The organism is Olleya aquimaris (genome assembly GCF_003259525.1).
Classification (GTDB): domain Bacteria; phylum Bacteroidota; class Bacteroidia; order Flavobacteriales; family Flavobacteriaceae; genus Olleya; species Olleya aquimaris.
In genome coordinates this window covers 22,285-40,534 of sequence record NZ_QLLO01000004.1, presented here as the reverse complement: position 1 = coordinate 40,534, position 18,250 = coordinate 22,285, and the positions used below count along the sequence as shown (strand labels likewise).

The following is an 18,250-nucleotide window of genomic DNA, read 5'->3' as shown; positions in this document are numbered from 1 at the left end:
CTCGCACATGAATCAAGAAGATAAATTAAAAATTTTAAAAGACATCTTATTAAAAGATGAACATGAATATGCCTTATCTATAGAGCATAAGCTAAAAAAGCTTGAAGATCTAATTAATAAGCAAAATAATTTATCTAAACATATAGACCCAATTCTAGAAGAAAAGCTAGACGAGTTTATTAAAGAAATGCCCAAAACTTTGGGTCCAACTATTACTGAGACATTAAAAGCAGAAATTAAAAACTCTCAAGACGCTGTAGTTGAAGCATTATACCCAATTATGGGTAAAATGATTAAAAAATACATCCAAAAAGAAATACAAATACTCTCTGAAAATATTAACAAAAAAGTTAATAATTCTTTTTCTTTTGAAAGCCTTTTCAGAAAATTTAAGTCTAAAAAAACAGGCGTTTCAGAAGCAGATTTAATATTACAAGAACAACTAAAACCTAAGATTGAGCAAATTATGGTAATTGAGAGTGGTTCTGGTATTATTGTGTCAGAATACTCAAAAACCCAAAACTTAGACCAAGATACTGTTGCTGGAATGCTAACTGCTATTAAAAGCTTTGCAGAAGACGCCTTTACTACAGAAGCTCAAAATTTAGAGTATATAGAGTATGAAAATTATCATATTCATTTACAAAACTTTTCAAATTACTATATTGCTGTCGCAGTATCTGGCGCATTTACTGCAACTTTTAGAAGCCGATTAGAAGATAAATTATTAGACTTTGCTCAAAATATAATTAACAAAACCGATTTAAATAATAGTGATACCTTTAGCACTAAATTAAAAGCCTACTTTGAAAATGAAAATATCTAAAAAAATAGTTTTAATTGGACACTTTGGTGTTGGTAAATCGTCTTTAATTAGACGATTTGTCGAAAACACGTTTAGCGAAGACTATAAAGTAACCATAGGTGTTCATGTCTTAAAAAAAGAAATTACAATTCCTAAAACTAATGACGATATTACTTTGGTTATTTGGGATTTAGAAGGTAATGATGATATTACCAATACTAGACCCTCTTACCTTATTGGAACTAGTGGTTTTTTATATGTATTTGATATGACCAGACCAACAACATACGAGAATCTAGAGTTTGACCTCAATTATATTAAAGAACGCTATCCAAATATTCCAATGAAAATTATTGGCAATAAAAAAGATTTAGTAACAAACGATTTTATTAAGCAAAATAAAGACGTTTTTGGACGATTTGTTGATTTTTATACAAGTGCTAAATCAGGAAAAAATGTTGAGGAAGTTTTTTATAACTTAGCTCAAACGCTACTTAAAGAGGCAAAAAAATAATGTTAGACCAATACAAAAAAACCCATTCTCAATCCGTAAATCAATATATTATTGTAGACCGTGAGGGTACAATTAAAGAGTCTGATGATATTATTTTTCCAGATTTAGTTGGCAAAAATCTATCTACAATACATCCTTTTTTTGAAAGTATTGATGAAGCGCTACAAGACACTAATAAAACACATATTTTCTCTTGTATACACCTTACTAATCCTGAAAACGAAACTATTATAACAGATATTATTGTAAAAACCTTTGATAACAAAAAGTTACCATTAGTTATAATCTCAGACCTGACATTACATTACAATAACTATCAAACAACTGCTCAAGTTAGAAACGAATCGGTAATAAATTCTCAAATTTTAGAGCTTAAAAACGAATACCTTCAAGAAAAAGAAGCCTTTAAAAATGCTTTTATAGCTAATTTTAGTCACGAATTACGCGACCCTCTAACAGGTATTTTAACGTTTTCTGATATCCTGAAAAAAACCAATTTAAATGAAGAGCAACTTAACTATTTAAAAGTTATGGACTCTTCTTCCTATTACTTAAAACAGTTAATTGAAGACATTTTAGATATTTCAAAAATTGAAGCTGGTAAACTAGAGCTAGTTATAGAGCCTTTTAACTTAAGAAGCTTATTAGAAGATATTAAAAATGTATTTGAGGTAAAAGCTCAGCAAAAAGGCTTAACCTTTTCTTCAGATTTTAATTCCAACCTTCCAGAAATTGTAGGTGGAGACGCGTTACGATTACGACAGGTATTAAGTAACCTGTTAGAAAATGCAATAAAATTTACAGAAGTTGGAGGTGTAGAGTTTAATGTCTCATTAAACCAAATCAGGGCACAAAAAGCAAGCATTCATTTTCAAGTAAAAGATACTGGTATAGGTATACCAGAGGACAAACAAGAGGACATATTTACAAGTTTTACACAACTAAACAGCCCACAAACATATCAAGGAGCAGGTTTAGGATTAGCAATTTCAAAGTTTTTAGTAGGACTAACACATAGTAAAATAAGCGTCGCTTCAAAAGTAGGTGAAGGCAGTACATTTTCTACAAATATAAATTTTAAAGTAGATCCAAGCTATGCTTCAATCAAACCTGTAGTAAAAGAGACAAGCTCTAAACCAGTATCGGATAAAAAATATAATATTTTATTGGTAGAGGATTCAGAAATTACTCAATTATCAATATTAAAAGTATTAGCGTCTAAGGGTAATTATTTTTTAGATATAGTCACTAAGGGAGAAGATGTAGTACCACGTATAGAAAACTCAGAGTTTGACTTGGTCTTAATGGATATAAAATTACCAGATGCTTATGGTGATGAAATTACCCAATTAATTAGAAAAATGCCAGAGCGAGAGCACAAACGTGTCCCAGTTATAGCACTAACAGCTCGTATATTTAAAGACGATTTAAGACGTTATAAAAAAGCGGGAATTAACGATGTGATTAAAAAACCGTTTGATGAACAAGCTCTTATGTCTAAAATCGAAGAATATTTAAAATAAAAAAAACCGAACTTAAAAAAGTTCGGTTTTTTTGTAATGATTTCAGATTATTATCTGTTCATTGTTTTAATCTCTTCAGCAAAAGTATCTAAATCAACACCTTCGTGCACCAACTCTAACGCTTTATGTGTTACATATTTAGCATTACTAGACTTAAAACCAAGCCCAACACACAAACGCTCTAAAATAGCCACTTGCTTTTCACCTTCTATATGATCTGCCCATACCATACGTGCCAAATCATATAATCGCTCTAAACGTTGGTCATAAGATGTTGGAGGGTTTATTGGATGCTCTTTATAATCTTTTAAAATTTGTTTATACTCGCCTTCACTAATATCTAAATTACGTGCTAAACGGTCTAAAAAGGCGCGTTCTTCATCTGTTATCACACCATCACTCATTGCCACACGTACAATTGCAGCAAAATGATCCTCGTTACGCTTTTTAAATCCACTATCGAATAAATCTGAAAATGACATACTTTTTTGTTTAATTTTTACACTACAAATATAGTTAAACCCAACACCTTTTAAAATTAAAAGTTTCTTTTTTTGGGCGTTTATTTTACACCATTTCAATAAGGTATAAAACAACAAGCTTTCAAGAAAGTTTATACTTAGCCCTGTCAGGGTTCTCCTTTAAAAGAACTAAAACAAACCATGCCATCCTTTACACAAGGACTGTCATATAGTGGTTTTTAAAATTAACTATTCTCAATTCTATAACTTATATTTGCACAAAATTAAAAGTTAAGTGAGTAAAACAGTAATCTCGCAAACCTACTTACAGTCTTTGCAAGTGCAAAAACTGCAAACTGCTATTGGCCAAAGTTTAAATAAAACACACTTAAAAGGTTTAGTAGGCTCTTCATTATCCTACATAATTACACAAACGTTTAAACAATCAGACCTACCATTTTTACTTATTTTTAATGATAAAGAAGAAGCTGCTTTTTACCTCAACGATTTAGAGCAACTCATTAATAAAACAGATGTATTATTTTATCCAGGTAGTTATCGTAGACCTTACCAAATAGAAGAAACTGATAATGCCAATGTTCTTTTACGCGCAGAGGTGTTAAACCGAATAAACTCCCGTAAAAAGCCAGCAATAATCGTTACATATCCTGATGCGCTTTTTGAAAAAGTCGTTACCAGAAAAGAGCTAGAACGCAATACCTTAAAAATTACTGTTAATGATAGTTTATCCATAGATTTTGTAAACGAAGTTTTATTTGAATATAAATTTAAACGTGTCGATTTTGTCACAGAACCTGGAGAATTCTCTGTACGTGGAGGTATTGTAGATGTCTTTTCATTCTCTCATGATGAGCCTTACCGTATCGAGTTTTTTGGAGATGAAGTGGATAGCATACGTACCTTTGATGTCGAGACGCAACTCTCTACAGAAAAAATCAAAAAAATTAGTGTCATCCCAAATGTGGCTAATAAATTTCTGGACGAGTCCAGACAAAGCTTCCTTAAATACATTGCACAAAAAACAGTCGTTTTTGGTAAAAACTTCGATTTAACCTTTGATAGAATTGATGATTTTTATAGTAAAGCTGTCGAAGCTTTTGGCAAACTTTCAACAGATATCAAACATGCAGAACCTGCAGAGTTATTTTGTAATTCAAAAGAATTAAAAAAACAATTATTAGACTTTAGTATTGTAGAATTTGGTGCTTCGTCTGTATTTAGTCCAACACAAACTATTCAGAATAACACCACACCACAACCTGCGTTTAACAAGCAGTTTAATTTATTAATCGATAATCTTAATAGTAATCATAATAACGGTTACACTAATTATATAGCCTGTGTAAGCGAGCAACAAGCTAAACGTTTTCATGATATTTTTGACGATGCCAGTGCAGAGCGCAGTCAAAGTATAGAACAAAATGTGCATTACCAAACAGTAACCTTGTCGTTATACCAAGGATTTATTGACCATGATAATAAAATTGCAGTCTATACAGACCACCAAATTTTTGAGCGCTATCATAAATTTCATCTAAAAAATGGATACGCCAAAAAACAAGCAATCACTTTAAAAGAGCTGACTAATCTTGATATTGGAGATTATGTTACACACATTGATCATGGGATTGGTAAGTTTGGTGGACTTCAAAAAATAGACGTAGAAGGCAAAAAACAAGAAGCCATAAAATTGGTGTATGGAGAGCGTGATGTATTGTACTTAAGCATCCACTCTTTGCATAAAATTACCAAGTTTAATGGTAAAGATGGTAAACCTCCTAAAATCTATAAACTAGGAAGTAAAGCATGGAAAACTCTTAAAGCAAAGACTAAATCTAGAGTTAAACAAGTTGCGTTTAACCTTATTAAATTGTATGCTAAACGCAAATTAGAAAAAGGCTACCAATACAAACCAGATAGCTATTTGCAACACGAGCTGGAAGCCTCTTTTTTATATGAAGACACTCCAGATCAAATCACAGCAACTGCAGACATTAAAGCAGATATGGAAAGCGAGCGTCCAATGGATCGTTTAATATGTGGTGATGTAGGTTTTGGTAAAACAGAAGTAGCTATTCGTGCAGCGTTTAAAGCGGTAGATAATGGCAAACAAGTGGCTGTTTTGGTACCTACAACTATTTTAGCGTTTCAGCATCATAAAACATTTACAGAGCGATTAAAAGATTTTCCGGTAACTGTTGACTATGTAAACCGTTTTAGAACTGCCAAACAAAAACGAGAAACCTTAGAAAAACTTGAAAAAGGTCACGTAGATATTATTATCGGAACACACCAGCTGGTCAATAAAAATGTTAAGTTTAAAGATTTAGGATTATTAATAGTTGACGAAGAACAAAAATTTGGTGTTGCTGTAAAAGAAAAACTAAAAACTCTAAAAGATAACGTAGATGTATTAACCTTAACCGCTACGCCTATTCCTAGAACCTTACAATTTAGTTTGATGGCAGCACGAGATTTATCTGTAATAACAACTCCTCCTCCAAACCGTTATCCAATAGAGAGTCATGTTATTAGGTTTAATGAAGAAGCTATTAGAGATGCTGTTAGTTACGAGATTGAACGTGGTGGTCAAATATTTTTTATCCATAATCGTATAGAAAACATTCGGGAGGTCGCAGGATTAATTCAGAGATTGGTTCCGGATGCTAAAATTGGGATTGGTCATGGACAGTTAGAAGGAAAAAAACTAGAAGAATTAATGCTAGGTTTTATGAATGGTGCTTTTGACGTTTTAGTCAGTACAACTATTGTAGAAAGTGGTTTAGATGTGCCAAATGCCAATACCATTTTTATAAATAATGCCAATAATTTTGGGTTAAGTGATTTGCATCAAATGCGAGGTCGTGTAGGACGAAGCAATAAAAAGGCATTTTGTTATTTTATAACTCCAGAATATTCTGCAATGACAAACGATGCCAGAAAACGTATTCAAGCTTTAGAGCAGTTTACAGAGCTTGGAAGCGGTTTTAATATTGCTATGAAGGATTTAGAAATACGTGGTGCTGGAGATTTATTGGGTGGTGAGCAAAGTGGATTTATTAATGATATTGGTTTTGATACCTACCAAAAAATCTTAAACGAAGCAATTGAAGAGCTTAAAGAAAACGAATTTAAAGACCTGTATAACGAACCTATTGAAAACAAACAATACGTTAAGGACATAACTATTGATACAGACTTTGAGCTATTATTCCCAGATGATTATGTTAATAATATAACCGAGCGATTAAATCTGTACACACAACTTAATAACTTTAAAACGGAAGCAGAATTAGCAGAGTTTGAAACACAATTAGTAGATCGTTTTGGAGAACTACCAATACAAGTAGTCGATTTAATAAATAGCGTACGTGTTAAATGGATAGCTACTAAACTTGGGATAGAAAAAGTTATTATGAAAAAAGGCAAGTTAATAGGCTATTTTATAAACGATCAACAAAGTAGTTTTTATCAAAGCCCTAATTTTACTAAGCTGTTACAATATGTGCAAACACATCCACAATCTTGTAGAATGAAAGAAAAACAAACTAGAAACGGTTTACGTTTATTGCTTACCTTTGATCACATTAAGACGGTAAAACAAGCATTAAATGCTTTACAACCAATTTTGGAATAGTTTTTGAAAAATTAAAGAAAAAACCATAACATAATGTTTAAAAAAATACTTTTTTTAATCGCGATAATCCCTAATTTTTTATGGGCTCAACACACCATAAAAGGGACATTTTCTCCAGCTGATCAATTTAAATTTGCTTTTTTATACCAAGTCACAGCAGATACTTCCATTTTTGTTGACAATGCAGACATAGATGAAGAGGGACGTTTTACTTTCGAGCTTAAAAAAACTCAAGCACCAGGAACTTATCGTATAGTTTATGCCCAACCGCAAGACGAGTATAACTTTGATTTTTTATATAATAATGAAGATATCGAATTAACTTTTGACCTAGATAACGGTTTAGATTTTGTGACTTCAGAAGAAAATAAATTATGGATGTCCTACAATAACAGTATGTCTATGATTGGTCAAAGTTTAAACTCTTTTTATAGTAAAAGCCAAAAAGACCCAAACGATTTTAAAAAGATTATAGACATTCTTAAAACCTCTCAATCAGAATTTGAAAAAGCTGCAGAAGGTAAATTGGTATTAAATTTTATAACAGCAAGTCAGCCTTACATTCCTCAAGAATATATAGACGCTAAAACGTTTACTGCTAATGCTAAAAAAGCCTATTTTAAACATATTAATTTTGGAAACCCAGTACTTCAAAATTCAAATTTTTTAATAGAAGCAACATTAAATTATGTGTTTAATTTTATAGATAATGACAACGCTAACACTTCTTACATTAATAATATTAATACTGTAGTAAAAGCAATAGGAAACAACCCAAAAGTAAAGCGCATTTTATTAGAAATTTTATGGAATCAATTTGCTGTAGAAGAAATTGAGCCAGTTGCAAATCATATAGTAGATGCACATTTAATGGCTATTGCTAAAGCTAATAAAGACACCGAGTTAATTAAAGAATTAACTTATTTTAAAAATGCATCAGTTGGTGCTATTGGACAAGATTTTGAAATCGTTATATTTGATAAAGAAGGTGAAGCTACTGTCAAAAAATTACACCAATTAGATGAAGCTAATCACTACTTAGTGGTGTTTTGGAGTACGACTTGCTCACATTGTTTAGAAGAGGTCCCAGAACTACATAAACTGGTTAAAACACTTGACAAAGGACAATTAAAAGTTATAGCTATAGCTTTAGACGAAGACCGATACAGATGGAAAGACATGACCTATAAATTCCCTGAGTTTTATCATGTGTTTGGTGAAGGCAAATGGGATAACCCAATTGGTGACAACTACAATGTAAAATCGACACCAAGTTATTTTGTTTTGAATAAAGACAAAAAAATTATTAAAAAACCTTACGACTTTAATGCGTTTAAAAGCTATTTTAAAACATTACCTAAGCCTAAAAAGGAAGTTGAAAAAGCAAAGATTGATAAAGAATAATTTGTGCAACAGCACCTAATATTTTTAATCTAACATTTTTACTGAAGTAACTTTAAACCTATCACCTTCCACCTTACCTGTTACTTCAGCTTTTCTAATGACTTCACAAAATCCTGTGTGTTCATCATGTGCATCTCCATAGTCATCAATATCTGCACCATCAACAAAATAGGCTTTATCATTTAAACGTACAGCTAAATCACAACCATCTTGAGTATTTAAGCCAAATTGACATTGACCACAAGACATTTCTACAACTTTTGTTTTTTCTTTATTATTACAGGATAGGAATAATAATATGACTAAAATTAATGTTGTGTTTTTCATGATGTAATCGTTTTTAATTAATGAGATTGCTTTGTTCCTAGAAATGACGTTAGCCAACAATATTTACAATTTTACCAGGTACCACAATAACTTTTTTAGGTGTACGACCTTCTAATTGTGCAATAGTTTTCTCGTGAGCCATCACTGTTTTTTCAATCTCTTCTTTACTCATATCCATTGGTAACTCTAGCGTAAAACGCATTTTACCATTAAATGAAATTGGATAATTCTTACTACTTTCTACCAAATGACTAGCATCAAATTTAGGGAACGATGCAGTAGAAATGGATTCTGTATTACCTAAAAGACTGTATAACTCTTCAGCGATATGTGGTGCATAAGGCGATAATAAAACCAATAAAGGTTCTAGCACCTCTTTACTTGTACATTTTTGTGCTGTTAGCTCGTTTACTGCAATCATAAAAGTAGAGACAGAGGTATTAAACGAGAAATTCTCGATGTCCTCTTCTACTTTTTTTATGGTTTTATGTAACGTTTTTAAGTTATCTTTTGTTGGTTTGGTGTCATTGACTTTTAGTCCTTCGTCACCAACATATAACTTCCATAATTTTTTAAGGAAACCATGCACACCAGTAATACCAGCAGTATTCCAAGGTTTAGCCTGCTCTAAAGGTCCTAAAAACATTTCGTAAAGACGTAAACTGTCTGCGCCATATTGCTCGCAAATAGCATCTGGATTTACGACGTTGTATTTGGATTTGGACATTTTTTCGACTTCGCGACCTACTTTGTAAACGCCATCTTCTAAAATGAATTCGGCATTATTAAAATCTTCTCCAAACTCATCATCATTTTTCAATCCTTCTATATCTAATTCATCTGAAGCATTTACATATTGAACTTTAACGTGAATTGGTAACACATTTTTACCTTCAATTAACCCTTGAGATAAGTAGGTATTAGTTCCTTCTTCACGATAAACAAAAGCACTAGTCCCCAATATCATCCCTTGGTTAATCAACTTTTTAAAAGGTTCGTCTACAGAAACAAATTCTCTATCTTTTAAAAACTTGACCCAAAATCTAGAATATAACAAATGTCCCGTTGCGTGCTCACTTCCACCAATATACAAGTCTACGTTTTCCCAATAGTTAAGCGCGTCTTGGCTTGCAAAAGCTTCACCTCTATTGGCTTTTTCTTCCATATAACGGAAAAAATACCACGAGCTTCCAGCCCAACCAGGCATTGTGTTAAGTTCCAGTGGGTAAATTCCGTTATGAGATTCCTCGTCTGTCGTACCTACTTCTGTCGGAATGACAAGATCGTTTGAAACTACTTTATTATTTTTTGTGTCCCAAGCCCAAATGTCTGCACGTCCTAAAGGTGGCTCGCCAGTTTCGGTTGGTAAATATTTTTCTACTTCTGGAAGCGTGATTGGCAAATGTTGTACATCTATCATTTGTGGTTTTCCGTCTACATAATATACAGGAAATGGTTCTCCCCAATAGCGTTGACGCGAGAATACAGCATCACGCAATCTGTAGTTAATTTTTCCTTGTCCTTGTCCTAATTGCTCCAGCTCGAAAATAGCACGTTTAGTTGCTTTTTTGTAGTTCATTCCGTTTAGGAAATCGCTATTTGTAATAGTAACATTGTCTTTAGAGGTATACGCTTCTTCGCTAATATCCACACCTTCAAAAATATTAGGAATAGGAATATTAAAGTGCTTTGCAAAATCGTAATCGCGTTGGTCACCACAAGGGACTGACATGACTGCTCCTGTACCATAACCAGCTAATACGTAATCGCCAATCCAAATTGGGATAGGTTCTTTACTAAATGGATGTTCTGCATAAGCACCTGTAAAGGCTCCAGAAATGGTTTTTACATCTGCCATACGGTCGCGTTCGCTTCGTTTTGCTGTAGCTTCTATATAGGCGTCAACCTCAGCTTTTTGTTCTAGTGTTGTAATTTTTTGGACTAGCTCGTGTTCTGGAGCTAGAGTCATAAAACTTACTCCAAAAATGGTATCTGGTCTTGTAGTGAAGACTTCTATTTGATGAGACGTCTCGACTGCGCTCGACGAGACAGAAGGCATAACATTGAAAGTCACAGAAGCACCAACCGATTTTCCAATCCAGTTACGTTGACTTTCTTTAAGTGAATCTGTCCAATCTATAGTATCTAAACCTTGTAATAAACGTTCTGCATAGGCAGAAATACGCATACTCCATTGGGTCATTTTTTTGCGAATTACTGGATGTCCACCACGTTCTGAGACTCCGTTTACAATCTCGTCATTTGCTAAAACAGTTCCTAATGCAGGACACCAATTGACTTCGGTTTCAGCTAAATACGTTAGTCTATATTGTAGTAATATGTCTTGTTGTTTGTCTTCAGAAAAACTATTCCATTCTTCAGCAGTAAACTCTTCTACGTTATCATCACATGCAACGTTAGCGTCTTTATTTCCGTTAACTTTAAAAACATATATTAACTCTTTTATATGTTTTGCTTTATTATCGTTAAAGCAGTAATACGACTCGAATAATTGTATAAAAATCCATTGTGTCCATTTGTAATACTCTGGACTTGAGGTACGTACTTCTCTAGACCAATCAAAAGAAAAACCTATTTGATCCAGTTGTCTTCTGTACGTTTTAATATTAGTTTCTGTAGTTATTGCTGGATGCTGACCAGTTTGAATAGCGTACTGCTCTGCTGGCAAACCAAAACTATCATAACCTTGCGGATGCAACACATTAAACCCTTTATGTCGCTTATAACGTGCATAAATATCGCTAGCAATATAACCTAATGGATGACCAACATGCAATCCTGCTCCGGAAGGATAAGGAAACATGTCTAAAACATAATATTTAGGTTTGTCACTGTTATTAGAGGCTTTAAACGTTTGGTTTTCTGCCCAATATTTTTGCCACTTGGCTTCTATGTCGTTAAAATGGTATTGCATTTTTGTGTTATTCTGCTTAATAAAGTCACAAATTTAAACTTATTATAAGATTGTTGAAAGTTTAAACGTTGTATTTCTGAAGGAAACCGTTTTCTTTTATATTTTTACCTAATAAACTAACATCAATTTATGAGCTCTTCTTTTGAAAGATATCAAAAACGCAGATTAATTTCGTCTTACTTTTCGGTAGTAATAAGTATTGCTTTAGTCCTGTTTTTACTAGGTATATTAGGACTTTTAATGCTGAACGCAAAAAAGGTTGCCGATTTATTTAAAGAACAAGTAACAGTTACTATTTACTTAAAAGATAGCGCTAAAGATGTTGAAGTAAAACAGTTAGAAAAGAGTCTAGCATTAGCAGATTATGTAAAATCTACCACCTATGTAAGTAAAGAACAAGCTGCAGAGTCCATGAAAGAAGAAAATGGTGACGATTTTATGGAGTTTTTAGGATTTAATCCGTTATGGAATAACATTGATGTTAACCTTAAAGCGGACTATTTGACTTCTGAAAAATTAGAAGAATTAGCTGCTTCAGTCTCTGAAAAAAGCTTTGTAGAAGAGGTTAAATACGATAAAGACCTGGTGTCTTTAATGAATAGTCGCGTTAAAAAAATTAGCTTTTGGGTACTGTTATTAAGTGCCATTTTTACATTAATTGCTGTGTTATTAATTAATAGTTCTATTAGATTATCGGTGTATGCTAAACGTTTTACCATTAAAACCATGCAAATGGTTGGTGCCACAAAGCGCTTTATACGTAAACCTTTTGTTTGGAAAAGCATTAAATTAGGTGTTATTGGAGCCATTTTAGCTATAATAGCTTTAGGATTTATTGTGTACTATATCGATCAAGCGTTTCCAGAATTACAGCTTCGCCAAAGTCCATTGTTAATTGGTGGTTTGTTTTTATTGGTGTTTATTCTGGGTATTGTCATTACGTGGATAAGTACACATATTGCTACACAACGCTTTTTAAACTTAAAGACAGATCAATTGTATTAAGCTTATTTTTTAAGGCTAAACATTTAACAGCTTTTAACTAAACCCTTAACAATACTTCACACCTTAGCACGTTATATTTACTTAACCAAAAAAATAAAATGCTACTGACCAACTAATACTTTAATTGTTTAATTAATCTAAAACTAATGATTATGAAACGAGTAACATTTGTATTAATAGGTCTAGTTGCTATAGTTGCTTACTTAGCAACCACTGCACCAAAATTTGAACATAAAGTCGCACAAGCCGAAAAAGTGACGATTAAAAAACATAATGCTAAAACAATTTATGATTAATTTAAAAAGTTTAAATTTGTCACAAATTAACAATTATCACTTTGGGAAATAGCAAAAAAAATAACAAGCCAACAGTAATTACCGAACCTCTTTTTGGTAAGCACAATTACAAATTTATGTTTATTGGTTTAGGTTTTATTGCTTTAGGTTTTATCCTCATGTCTGGAGGTGGAAGTGACGACCCAAATGTGTTTAGTGATGCTATTTTTAGTTGGAGACGTATTAGATTAGCTCCTGCTTTAGTTATTATTGGCTTTGGTATACAGGTGTATGCTATCTTATCTAAGCCAAAAAAAGATTAATTCTTATTTTACGTGCTTTGTATATTGAAGCATAAATTTCAACTTCAAATTATCGATTGGTCATAGTATTTTAATACTTTTGCCAACATGGATATTTTCGATTCTATTATTTTAGGTATTGTACAAGGATTAACCGAGTTTCTTCCTGTGTCTTCAAGTGGTCATTTAGAATTAGGTAAAGCTATTTTAGGCGACCAAAGTATCCCAGAAGAAAGCTTGCTTTTTACAGTAGTATTGCACTTTGCTACTGCTTTAAGTACCTTGGTTATTTTTAGAAAAGATATTGTTGAAATTATAACAGGGTTTTTATCATTTACATGGAATGAAGACACCAAATTTGTCACTAAAATTGTTATCTCCATGATTCCTGCTGCTTTAGTTGGTTTTTTCTTTGAAGAACAATTAGAACAGCTATTTGGCGGAAACATATTATTGGTTGGTTGTATGCTAATTGTAACTGCTATCTTATTATTTTTTGCAGATAAAGCTAAAAACACCAATAAAAAAGTATCGTTTAGTAACGCCTTTATTATTGGTATTGCTCAAGCTATAGCAATGCTTCCTGGTATTTCTAGAAGTGGAGCTACCATATCAACCTCTGTATTATTAGGTAATGACAAAACCAAAGCTGCGCGCTTTTCGTTTTTAATGGTTGTGCCTTTAATTTTTGGTAAAATTGCTAAAGATATTTTAGGAGGCGATTTAAGTTTTGAAAGTCAAAATATCACTGCCTTATCTGCTGGTTTTATAGCAGCCTTTATTGCTGGTTTATTTGCGTGTACTTGGATGATAAGTCTAGTTAAAAAAAGTAAATTGAGCTATTTTGCTATTTACTGCGCTATTGTTGGTGTGATTGCTATTGTTGTTTCGTTTTTAAGCTAAATAAATGACTGTAGAAGACTATCAATCTGGACAAGTTTTACTTATTGACAAACCATTACATTGGACGTCTTTTCAAGTGGTTAATAAACTGCGTTGGGAAATTAGACAAGCCTTTAATATTAAAAAAATTAAAGTGGGTCACGCTGGTACTTTAGACCCATTAGCAACTGGTTTATTAGTGATTTGTACAGGTAAAATGACCAAGCAAATTGACACCTTTCAAGGTCAAATTAAAGAATATACAGGAACCATAGTTATAGGTAGCACAACACCTTCTTTTGATTTAGAAACTGAGATAAATGAAACCTTTGAGACTGCTCACATCACAGAAGATCTAATCCACAAAACTACAAAACAATTTATAGGAGAAATAGAGCAATTTCCACCTGTGTTTTCTGCAATTAAAAAAGACGGAAAACGGTTATACGAATTTGCAAGAGCGGGTGAAGATGTAGACATTAAATCGAGATCAATAACCATTCAGGAATTTGAAATTACAAACATCAGTGACCTAAATATTGAATTTAGAGTAGTCTGTAGCAAAGGGACCTATATACGCTCTTTAGCTAATGATTTTGGTAAAGCACTTCAATCTGGTGGACATTTGTCTGCGTTACGTCGCACAAAAATTGGTGATTTTGATGTTAAAAATGCACTTTCTATAGACGATTTTATTAAAAATCTCCCAAAAAAGAACTAAACCACGTCTATTTGCGTTTTATAAACGTATATATTACACTAATAAACCCAAACCTATTATTATTTCATTTCGCAATTAATGAACTTTAACAACTCTCACAAAGCGCTAGCTATCACTTTTTTAATTACTGGTACATTGATATTGTCTGTATTAAATGTGACTGTTTTTAAAATGGAATCTGCTATTGCTGAAACTTTTTATGAGATTGAAAAAGTGGATATTAAAACTGAGGATTTAAAAGAAGACCTTCAGCAAAAAAACCACACAAAAGCTACCAACAAAGCTTATAATACTACAGAAAACTATAAGCATTACGCACAAGCTTACAAGCCTATTGCACCACCAAAAGAGTACACAAATCCTAAATTAGAGACTTATAAAAATAGTATTGAAAGCGATAAAACTTCCAAAAAAAGTGAGGGCAATTCTGCAATCTCTGAAGAAACGTTAACCAGTTTTAATAGCGTTAACGAGATTTTGTCTAAACGCTCTAATAACCAGAGCGCAAAACAAAGCAATGTTGCAAATACTAATAGTACTATCTACTATTCTTTAAAAGGTCGTACAGATAACCATTTACCAATTCCTATTTATTTGTGTGAAGCACAAGGAAAAATAGTGGTCAATATATTAGTTGATGCTAATGGTAATGTCACGTCTGCTTATATTAATAATGCATCAACTTCAGACAATGCCTGTTTACAAGAACACGCATTGGACTATGCTAAAGAGGCTAAATTTAATGCATCAACAAAAAAGGAACAACTAGGTTCTATTACTTTTGTGTTTAAAGGGAAGTGATTATAATAAGGTAACTATATCTGCAATTGTAGTTTGCCCTTTATCTTTGTTATACCATTGTTGTAATTCTTCTTTAAATTCTGGTGTTAAACTACCGTGTTTTACTTTATAATTATTTACTAAAGTTGTTGCTGTACTTGGTCTTGGGCCATAAGTTGCAACCACATTGTTTGTTGCATTATCTATTAGTATAAGCTTAGCAATAGATCTAGATCCATTAGTTAAAAACTGGTCCATTAAGGCTTCATTTTCATCTCTTAAAACTACACGATAATCAATACCTTCATTTAGTTCGGCTAGTTTATTAATTACAGGTAAAACGTGTGCAGCATCACCACACCAACTTTCGGTTATGACTAACCAGGTTTGATTAATTGATTTATTTTTAATATTAGATTTAAGTCCTTCATCTATCTTAACCGTTTTATCCCAACGTTTCATACGTCTATCATTTAGCTTGGTGTAATTTGTTAGCGCTTCTGTAACCTCAGGTCCTGTATTAGACTGTTTGTTTACTAAAGTAGAAACCAAATCTCTGTATTCTTGATAACTCATGCTATTTGCTAAGCTATCTTTAATAATTTGCTTGATTGTAGTGTCTGTGATTGTTTCCATAATACAAAAATACAGTAACTATTATGTTTTTTAAGTTACTGTTGCTACATTAGTGGAGATTATATAAATTCCTTACAATGACAAAACATAAATGTGGTTGGTGTGTTAGCAACGACTTATACGAAGCTTATCATGATCAAGAATGGGGAGTTCCGGTTTATGATGATGACACCTTATTTGAGTTTTTAACTTTAGAAACATTTCAAGCAGGTTTAAGTTGGATTACTATTTTGCGTAAACGCGAAAACTTTAGGGCTGCTTTTGATAATTTTGATTACAAAAAAATTGCTAATTATACCGAAGATAAAATTCAAGAGCTACTTCAAAACGAAGGAATTATCAGAAATAAATTAAAAGTTAGAGCAACCGTAACTAACGCTAAATTATTTATGGATATTCAAAATGAATTTGGCAGCTTTAGCAAATACATTTGGGGTTTTGTAGATGGAAAACCTATTAAAAATAAACTAAAACACTATAAGGATGCGCCTGCAAACACAGCCATTAGCGATGCTTTAAGTAAAGATTTAAAAAAACGAGGTTTTAAATTTGTAGGAAGCACAGTAGTTTATGCACATATGCAAGCTACAGGAATGGTTAACGATCATGAAGTTGACTGCTTCAGGTATAACGAGGTTTAAATTAAAAATTTCAAAAATTCTTCTCTAGGGATTTCAATTGCTCCTAAACTTTCTAAATGATGGGTGTACACCTGACAATCTATAAGTTGGTAATCTGTATACTGAATAAAACTAATAAAACCTGCTTTACTTGCATTGCTAACAGTTGTAAACATACTTTCTCCGCAAAACACACCATTATTTAAATCTACACCATAAAAACCTCCTACTAATTTATTATCCTGCCAAACTTCTATAGACTTTGCGTATCCTAATTGGTGTAATTTGGTATAGGCTTCTATCATTCCTTTAGTTATCCACGTATCTTCTTGACCAGGTCGTTTAGCATTAGCACAAGCTTTGATGACAGATTCAAAATCTTGATTCATGGTAATTTTAAAATCAGTATTACGTAAGACTTGTTTCATACTTTTTGAAACCTTTAAGTCTTCAGGAAACAATACAAATCTTGGGTCTGGAGACCACCAAAGTATCGTGTCATCATTATCAAACCATGGAAAAATTCCGTTTTTATAAGCAGATAACAATCGTTCTGGACTTAAATCTCCACCTACAGCTAACAAACCATCGTCTGTAGCTTGAGATACATCAGGAAAGTAATTTTGACTATTTAAAAAATTCATTTGGGTAGGTGTTCTTTTTCAATCAAAAAATAACAAATAACTCTCAAAAATAATAAGGTAAGACTGTTAAAATAGCAATACCATCTAAAATACAAACACAAATATTAGCTATAGAGTGTTAAATATCAATGCATTACTTTGAATTTATCATAATTTTATAGACCTTTATATTAGTCTTTTAATTACAAATCAATTCATCATTACTTTTTTAAAGTTTGAGTTTAAAGACTAAAACCACTATTCTTAAAGTCTTGTGTAACTAGCAAGACTTTTTTGATTAAAAAAAGCCTCAAAGTTTAAAACTTTAAGGCTTTATATTATACATTTTTATGTAATCTTAAAACGGTAGATCGTCGTGATCTTCTTCATTTACATTAGTTGCAGGTTCAAAAGCTTGTGCTGGTGGTACTTCAGGCATACCTTGTTGTGGTGCACCAGTTTGTAAAGCTTCTATACGCCATCCTTGGATAGAGTTAAAATATTTTGTTTCACCTTGAGGGTTAACCCACTCTCTACCACGTAAATTAATATTTACTTTTACATCTTGTCCAACTTGATAGTTGTTTAATAAGTCACACTTATCTTGAACAAACTCAACTAAAATATGCTGTGGATACTGCTCTTCTGTAGTGATTACTAATTCTCTTTTTCTAAATCCGTTACTACCAAAAGTTTGTGTTTCTCCTACTAGTTTTACTTTTCCTTGTACTTCCATTTTCTATATAATTATTAAATATTCGTCTAATTTGGTATCGCTA

At 32.3% G+C, this 18,250-nt stretch carries 18 protein-coding genes; 12 read left to right on the top strand and 6 right to left on the bottom strand.

Going from position 1 to position 18,250, the window contains the following annotated elements; genetic code table 11:
* Positions 1-7: 7 nt before the first annotated feature.
* From LY08_RS06605 to LY08_RS06595, 3 genes are read left to right on the top strand one after another with little or no spacing between them, the layout of a single operon-like run.
* Positions 8-826, top strand: a complete 819-nt coding sequence (locus LY08_RS06605) for a cell envelope biogenesis protein OmpA (protein ID WP_111659661.1) — start codon at positions 8-10, stop codon at positions 824-826.
* Positions 813-1,319, top strand: coding sequence for a Rab family GTPase (locus tag LY08_RS06600; RefSeq protein ID WP_111659660.1), 507 nt, complete (start codon positions 813-815; stop codon positions 1,317-1,319). The genes LY08_RS06605 and LY08_RS06600 overlap by 14 nt, the downstream gene beginning before the upstream one ends.
* Positions 1,319-2,842 (top strand): ATP-binding protein, encoded by a 1,524-nt coding sequence (locus LY08_RS06595; protein WP_111659659.1) that lies wholly within the window; start codon positions 1,319-1,321, stop codon positions 2,840-2,842. The genes LY08_RS06600 and LY08_RS06595 overlap by 1 nt, the downstream gene beginning before the upstream one ends.
* A gap of 50 nt (positions 2,843-2,892) precedes the next feature.
* On the opposite strand, the gene LY08_RS06590 is transcribed toward LY08_RS06595, so the two are convergent.
* Positions 2,893-3,324, bottom strand: coding sequence for a tellurite resistance TerB family protein (locus LY08_RS06590; RefSeq protein WP_111659901.1), 432 nt, complete (start codon positions 3,322-3,324; stop codon positions 2,893-2,895).
* A 274-nt stretch (positions 3,325-3,598) separates the two neighbouring features.
* On the opposite strand from LY08_RS06590, the gene mfd reads away from it, so the two are divergent.
* Entirely contained in the window at positions 3,599-6,961 is a 3,363-nt protein-coding gene (mfd, locus tag LY08_RS06585; RefSeq protein ID WP_111659658.1) for a transcription-repair coupling factor, read from the top strand.
* A gap of 33 nt (positions 6,962-6,994) precedes the next feature.
* Positions 6,995-8,365: a TlpA family protein disulfide reductase gene (locus tag LY08_RS06580; RefSeq protein ID WP_111659657.1), complete on the top strand. Its 1,371-nt coding sequence runs from the start codon at positions 6,995-6,997 to the stop codon at positions 8,363-8,365.
* Between the two features lie 24 nt (positions 8,366-8,389).
* Here the strand turns inward: LY08_RS06580 and LY08_RS06575 are convergent, their stop codons facing one another.
* Together LY08_RS06575 and leuS are read right to left on the bottom strand one after the other, a co-directional pair.
* Positions 8,390-8,692 carry a DUF6370 family protein gene (locus LY08_RS06575; protein ID WP_111659656.1) on the bottom strand — a complete coding sequence of 101 codons (303 nt, stop codon included), beginning with the start codon at positions 8,690-8,692 and terminating at the stop codon, positions 8,390-8,392.
* A gap of 49 nt (positions 8,693-8,741) precedes the next feature.
* Complete coding sequence (gene leuS, locus LY08_RS06570) at positions 8,742-11,627, bottom strand: leucine--tRNA ligase (protein WP_111659655.1); 2,886 nt, start codon at positions 11,625-11,627, stop codon at positions 8,742-8,744.
* Between the two features lie 129 nt (positions 11,628-11,756).
* On the opposite strand from leuS, the gene LY08_RS06565 reads away from it, so the two are divergent.
* The 6 genes from LY08_RS06565 (at position 11,757) to LY08_RS06545 (ending at position 15,613) form a co-directional block, all read left to right on the top strand.
* Entirely contained in the window at positions 11,757-12,632 is an 876-nt protein-coding gene (locus LY08_RS06565; RefSeq protein WP_111659654.1) for a cell division protein FtsX, read from the top strand.
* 152 nt (positions 12,633-12,784) lie between these two features.
* On the top strand, positions 12,785-12,928 hold the full coding sequence (locus tag LY08_RS13510; protein ID WP_158526727.1) for a hypothetical protein: 144 nt from the start codon (positions 12,785-12,787) through the stop codon (positions 12,926-12,928).
* Positions 12,929-12,969: 41 nt separating this feature from the next.
* The gene (locus tag LY08_RS06560; RefSeq protein WP_262510025.1) at positions 12,970-13,230 is read left to right on the top strand and encodes a DUF3098 domain-containing protein; all 261 of its coding nucleotides are present in this window, start codon (positions 12,970-12,972) and stop codon (positions 13,228-13,230) included.
* 87 nt (positions 13,231-13,317) lie between these two features.
* Positions 13,318-14,112, top strand: coding sequence for an undecaprenyl-diphosphate phosphatase (locus LY08_RS06555; RefSeq protein ID WP_111659653.1), 795 nt, complete (start codon positions 13,318-13,320; stop codon positions 14,110-14,112).
* A 4-nt stretch (positions 14,113-14,116) separates the two neighbouring features.
* Positions 14,117-14,812 carry a tRNA pseudouridine(55) synthase TruB gene (gene truB / locus LY08_RS06550; protein WP_111659652.1) on the top strand — a complete coding sequence of 232 codons (696 nt, stop codon included), beginning with the start codon at positions 14,117-14,119 and terminating at the stop codon, positions 14,810-14,812.
* 78 nt (positions 14,813-14,890) lie between these two features.
* Positions 14,891-15,613, top strand: coding sequence for an energy transducer TonB family protein (locus tag LY08_RS06545; RefSeq protein ID WP_245907562.1), 723 nt, complete (start codon positions 14,891-14,893; stop codon positions 15,611-15,613).
* Here the strand turns inward: LY08_RS06545 and LY08_RS06540 are convergent, their stop codons facing one another.
* Positions 15,614-16,228 (bottom strand): thioredoxin family protein, encoded by a 615-nt coding sequence (locus LY08_RS06540; protein ID WP_111659651.1) that lies wholly within the window; start codon positions 16,226-16,228, stop codon positions 15,614-15,616.
* Between the two features lie 77 nt (positions 16,229-16,305).
* On the opposite strand from LY08_RS06540, the gene LY08_RS06535 reads away from it, so the two are divergent.
* Positions 16,306-16,869: a DNA-3-methyladenine glycosylase I gene (locus tag LY08_RS06535; RefSeq protein WP_111659650.1), complete on the top strand. Its 564-nt coding sequence runs from the start codon at positions 16,306-16,308 to the stop codon at positions 16,867-16,869.
* Here the strand turns inward: LY08_RS06535 and aat are convergent.
* Together aat and LY08_RS06525 are read right to left on the bottom strand one after the other, a co-directional pair.
* Positions 16,866-17,492 carry a leucyl/phenylalanyl-tRNA--protein transferase gene (gene aat / locus LY08_RS06530; protein WP_111659649.1) on the bottom strand — a complete coding sequence of 209 codons (627 nt, stop codon included), beginning with the start codon at positions 17,490-17,492 and terminating at the stop codon, positions 16,866-16,868. The genes LY08_RS06535 and aat overlap by 4 nt on opposite strands.
* A gap of 337 nt (positions 17,493-17,829) precedes the next feature.
* A complete protein-coding gene (locus tag LY08_RS06525) occupies positions 17,830-18,207 on the bottom strand; it encodes a DUF3127 domain-containing protein (RefSeq protein ID WP_111659648.1) in 378 nt (125 codons plus the stop codon).
* Between the last annotated feature and the right edge of the window lie 43 nt (positions 18,208-18,250).

Excerpts from the sequence above, each read along its gene's own strand:
- LY08_RS06595 (WP_111659659.1), top strand. The coding sequence starts at position 1,319 with ATGTTAGACCAATACAAAAAAACCCATTCTCAATCCGTAAATCAATAT.
- LY08_RS06565 (WP_111659654.1), top strand. The coding sequence starts at position 11,757 with ATGAGCTCTTCTTTTGAAAGATATCAAAAACGCAGATTAATTTCGTCT.
- LY08_RS06555 (WP_111659653.1), top strand. The coding sequence starts at position 13,318 with ATGGATATTTTCGATTCTATTATTTTAGGTATTGTACAAGGATTAACC.
- LY08_RS06580 (WP_111659657.1), top strand. The coding sequence starts at position 6,995 with ATGTTTAAAAAAATACTTTTTTTAATCGCGATAATCCCTAATTTTTTA.
- leuS (WP_111659655.1), bottom strand. The coding sequence starts at position 11,627 with ATGCAATACCATTTTAACGACATAGAAGCCAAGTGGCAAAAATATTGG.
- LY08_RS13510 (WP_158526727.1), top strand. The coding sequence starts at position 12,785 with ATGAAACGAGTAACATTTGTATTAATAGGTCTAGTTGCTATAGTTGCT.
- aat (WP_111659649.1), bottom strand. The coding sequence starts at position 17,492 with ATGAATTTTTTAAATAGTCAAAATTACTTTCCTGATGTATCTCAAGCT.
- LY08_RS06535 (WP_111659650.1), top strand. The coding sequence starts at position 16,306 with ATGACAAAACATAAATGTGGTTGGTGTGTTAGCAACGACTTATACGAA.
- LY08_RS06525 (WP_111659648.1), bottom strand. The coding sequence starts at position 18,207 with ATGGAAGTACAAGGAAAAGTAAAACTAGTAGGAGAAACACAAACTTTT.
- LY08_RS06540 (WP_111659651.1), bottom strand. The coding sequence starts at position 16,228 with ATGGAAACAATCACAGACACTACAATCAAGCAAATTATTAAAGATAGC.
- LY08_RS06605 (WP_111659661.1), top strand. The coding sequence starts at position 8 with ATGAATCAAGAAGATAAATTAAAAATTTTAAAAGACATCTTATTAAAA.
- LY08_RS06545 (WP_245907562.1), top strand. The coding sequence starts at position 14,891 with ATGAACTTTAACAACTCTCACAAAGCGCTAGCTATCACTTTTTTAATT.
- LY08_RS06575 (WP_111659656.1), bottom strand. The coding sequence starts at position 8,692 with ATGAAAAACACAACATTAATTTTAGTCATATTATTATTCCTATCCTGT.
- truB (WP_111659652.1), top strand. The coding sequence starts at position 14,117 with ATGACTGTAGAAGACTATCAATCTGGACAAGTTTTACTTATTGACAAA.
- LY08_RS06600 (WP_111659660.1), top strand. The coding sequence starts at position 813 with ATGAAAATATCTAAAAAAATAGTTTTAATTGGACACTTTGGTGTTGGT.
- LY08_RS06590 (WP_111659901.1), bottom strand. The coding sequence starts at position 3,324 with ATGTCATTTTCAGATTTATTCGATAGTGGATTTAAAAAGCGTAACGAG.